This window comes from Rhodohalobacter sp., from assembly GCF_041686455.1.
GTDB lineage: Bacteria > Bacteroidota > Rhodothermia > Balneolales > Balneolaceae > Rhodohalobacter.
In genome coordinates, this window is record NZ_JAWLDW010000171.1 from 1 (window position 1) to 4315 (window position 4315).

Below are 4315 nucleotides of genomic sequence, written 5' to 3' on the forward strand. Positions count from 1 at the left end.
CTGGTTGTAGACAATGAAAACCGAATCTGGGTTTCAACAATAGTGGAAGATTTTGATATCTATGAATGGTGGGTGCTTGAAAACACAGGTGAAGTGATTACTAAATTTGATTGGCCGCGGGATGAACCGATTGAGGTTATAAAGAATGGATATGTATATACCCGCCAAATCGAAGAAGAAACCGGATTGCAACAGGTGGTGAAGTATCGGATTGCGTTTGAAGAAGGATAACTATTTCAGAGAAATAAACGAATGTTTGAGAGATCAAACTGGGGTGAATTATTACCCGTACCCCATCGAATGGCAAAACGGGTTTAAACATAACGAGGATAAAAAGATGAATAGATTATATAGTGCAACTAACATATTAAGCCGAAGTGAGATGAAGAATGTTATGGCCGGTTCGTTGTCAGCTTGCGACCATGAGTGCTCTGTAGGATTTGCATGTTGCTGTTCAACTGAACAATCGCAGTGGTTAGGGTGCTATCATAGTGCACAAAGTTGTTGCGAAGCTTGTTTAGGGATTGGTAATTGTGGTGTAAATTGATGACCAGGGTGAGCCTGGCAAACTTTAAGTAAGCTTTATAAAATCTGATTATGGATAAGTATTAAGTTTAGACCATCATTTACTTTCTTATTACAGGTTTGGATATCCCGTCCCTACGTCTCAGGACGGGATAACTATTGCCCTGGGTTTTGTAAACACTTCTTTAATAGGGTTTTCACTGTTGACAGGCATGAACTTTTATCTAATCAAAAAAATGACTGATAAACGCACCGTACATATACATGATCAGATTTTATGAAGCTTTTTAAAGTATTAATTTTATTCATTATCGTCGGATTTTTATCTGAAAATTTGTATGGCCAGAAAAAGGATCAGATTGATTATAGTGAACTCAACTTGATGGATTATAAGTTGGTTTTGGAAATCGAGGAGAGTGATACCTACTTCCCGGGAATTTTAAATCAACTTATTTTGACCTCAAGTGGAGACCTTATTGTTTCTGACCGTCAGAAAACTACAGTTGAGAGATTCTCCAAAAATGGCCGATACAGAGGTGTGGTTGCCAGGAAAGGCCCAGGACCGGGGGAAATTGGCTCGAACTCTTTCCATCTGGCTGCCGGTCCTGATAATTCTTTCATTATTCATTATGGTGATACACCACGGATCGATCTTTTTGGATTAGAAAGTGATGGTTCATATCAATATAAAGAGTCATTTATCAGTCAGCATTTTGATGGATATCATTTAGACATTTTGGAGTGGCATTCAGATAAAACATTCTTTGCTTTAAAAAAGAAATGGGAAAATGAAATCGGGCTAAATCTACCCGAATACAGGAATGAAGAAACGGTAATATTTGATCTTTCAACCGGTTTGGTTGAAGATTCATTGCATCTCCTCAAAACACCAAACTATCTATTCGGTGATCCGGGAAGATTTTCATCACCTTTGCAGATGGATGGATTGGTATTTTTAGGACACCCCCCTTATCGCTTCCAAGACCGGTTACGAATCAGGAGGAATGGGCAGTATGTAATTGGTCGTCCCGGAGAGGATAAGGTGGAGTTTTTTGATAAAAATCACAGATTGGTTAGGGAGGTTTATTTGAATGTAAAAGAACGTCCGGTTACAGAGGAGGGGGTGGATTACTTTCTTGATAATAATCGTGTAGCCGTTAACCGAGACGTACGAGAAGAGTTAAAAAAATACATAGCGGATCAAAAGCCTCCTTTTTTAGACTTTTGGATTTCGGATGACAGTATACTGATGCATGTTGATACCGATATAGATGGTAAAAAATTAGTATTGCTTAGCTTATCTGGAGAGGGAATTGGTAGAATAAAAATATCGGAATATGATAGTATTCAACAATTTAAAGAGAAGAGGATTTATGTTTTACATCAAAATCCAGACACTGCACATAGTATTCGGGTATATCAGCTGATTTGATAGTTACTCTCTACTCTAATTGATCTAAGGATTTAGAATCTGTAATACCTGCATCCCTATTCCCACGAAACAGATGAGGCGACCGAGTTGCAGGAGGTGGCACGTTATCGAATAGAATTCAATGAATAGTGATGAGTTTGAATAACTACAACTTTGCCAATCTCATCATTTGACGTGAAACGAAACCAAGGAAGGCCCCACACAAAACCGGCTAATTTTAATTTTGTTACCACTCCAGAAAACCACAAAATAATGGGAGATAATCTTAATGTAATTTTTATTATTGTGATAGCGTGATGATGAATAAGAACAAGGATTAAACCGTACATTGCTGAATAGTGAAGCGGGTTTAATTCAAATGGAGATAAATTTTGAAACCAAAAATGTTAGGTGGAAGTAGAGTAGGCGTTTTAACACCCTGGCGTATTGTGAAGTACATGCACATGAAATACATCATATTACCAGCGTTATTTTTGGGGTTTACAAGCTGCACGTTTCAAAATAAAGAGAGGATACCCGAGAATCTGGAAGGGCTACAAAATTTAGTTGTTATACAAAAAAGCAGTTCACCTGAATCATCCATCAAATTCAGCCGTGATTTAGTGATAGATGACAGTGATGCTACAGGTTCCTGGTATCATAGTACCAGTGGCGGATTTGCATTTGGAGGGTCCGATTTTTTCGCGGGGCTTGAGGTTGATGATACCGGTAAAATATTTGTTGGTGATAACTACGAAAAAGTAATCCACGTTTTTGATTCTACCGGTAAATATCTGAAAAAATTAGGTAGTGAGGGCCGTGGGCCGGGTGAATTTGAGGGTGTTTATGATATTAAAATACAGTCCGATCAACTCTTCGCATTCGATTATTTTCAATTTCGGACTACTTTTTTCTCTCTTGATTCCCTCGACTTAATCGAAGTCCGGAATGTATATACTAATCGTACGCCTGATCGTGAAGAGTTAAGGGGATGGTCTTCTCGTCCCGTTTCCCTGATTTCAGATGATTTATTGATCGTGAGTTATAAGAGTGAGATGAAAAATGCCAACTATGGGACGGAGCATTATAATTTAGATCAAGAGTTACTTGTCAGGTATTACGTTGTAGATCGAGAGGGAAAAATCAGATCTGAAATGATAGATGAATTGAGAGATATGAAAAATATAACAGCCGATGTTGATGGTAAACATTTATTCAACCTTAGTCCTGTTCCGTTTCTTCAACAGCCTATGATATCCATTTCTAATGAAGGATATATTTATACAGCCAATAGTGAAGAACCATTAGTTAAAATGCATAATGAGAATGGGGATTATATCAAGGCTTTTTATATCCCAATGGAAAAAAAGTCGATAGACCGGGATGAGCTTATAAAGTTATTTGCACAAGATGATGAAGAGAATACAAATTTACTGCTACATGCAGAGCTTCCCGAAAAATGGCCGGCATTAAGCAGAATAATAACAGATGATGAAAACAATCTCTGGATATCTACAATAACCGCTAATGAATCATTACAGGAATGGTTGATTATAGATGATGCTGGAAAGCTAATCGCAACATTCAGTTGGCCGGAAAACCGAACGATAGAAAAAATAAAAAATGGTTACGTATATGCTCGAGAAACTCAGGAATCAACGGGATTACAATCCATTATAAAATATAGATTTGAGTTGGAAGAAATCTGATACTTTTCAAAGTAGTATAAAAACCTTTCCCTACTACCACCAACACGACCAGATGAATACTGAGAACTACTAAAACCCCGGCTTTTCTTACATGAGTAAATTTATCATACTGATTGGGTTGTTTTTATTGTTATCGTTTGGTTGCAGCAGGGATGAAAGGGTACCAGTTCTCATCGACTACGAAGATCTGAATTTAATAGATATTCAGATGGAGAGGGAAATTGGAGAGAGTTCTGAATATGTACCGGGTGCATTGGGTGACCTTGTTGTTTTCTCTGATAAGACGATGCTGGTAGCCGATTGGGGAAAAATGACAATTGAGCAATTTAATGCAGAGGGCAAACATATTGCTACTGTTGCAAAAGAAGGCAGAGGTCCCGGCGAGTTGCGGGAATTTTTTTCGCTTCGGAAAGGAGTAAATGACACCCTGATTGTACGCTATACAGGTATGTCTCAACAGATTGATTTCTTCGGCCGGGGAGAGGATCATATGTACAGACACAGTAAATCGTGGCTTCCGGAAACGTTCAGGGAGAGAACGTTACTTACCATCGCTCCCCGTTCTGAAACAGAATATTATGCCCGGGAGTCCTGGAATAATCAGCAGCTGCGATCCATCATTGCAGATCGTGCAGAATTTGGGTGGGTACCGGTAACGATCGTGGATCCA

The 4315-nt window shown here is 38.6% G+C and carries 4 protein-coding genes; all 4 read left to right on the forward strand.

The annotated features are described in order from the left end of the window. On the forward strand, nt 1–231 hold a 231-nt coding region (locus ACESM0_RS12995), incomplete at its 5' end, for a hypothetical protein (protein ID WP_372906630.1). Between the two features lie 571 nt (nt 232–802). After that, nucleotides 803–1957, forward strand: a complete 1155-nt coding sequence (locus ACESM0_RS13000) for a hypothetical protein (protein WP_372906631.1) — start codon at nt 803–805, stop codon at nt 1955–1957. Between the two features lie 371 nt (nt 1958–2328). Beyond that, nucleotides 2329–3645, forward strand: coding sequence for a 6-bladed beta-propeller (locus ACESM0_RS13005; RefSeq protein ID WP_372906632.1), 1317 nt, complete (start codon nt 2329–2331; stop codon nt 3643–3645). Nucleotides 3646–3736: 91 nt separating this feature from the next. Beyond that, nucleotides 3737–4315, forward strand: a 579-nt coding sequence (locus tag ACESM0_RS13010; protein ID WP_372906633.1) for a hypothetical protein, incomplete at its 3' end; no start/stop codon positions are given.

Bases quoted from the DNA above. Each gene is read 5' to 3' on its own strand.
- ACESM0_RS13000 (WP_372906631.1), top strand. From the start codon at position 803: ATGAAGCTTTTTAAAGTATTAATTTTATTCATTATCGTCGGATTTTTA.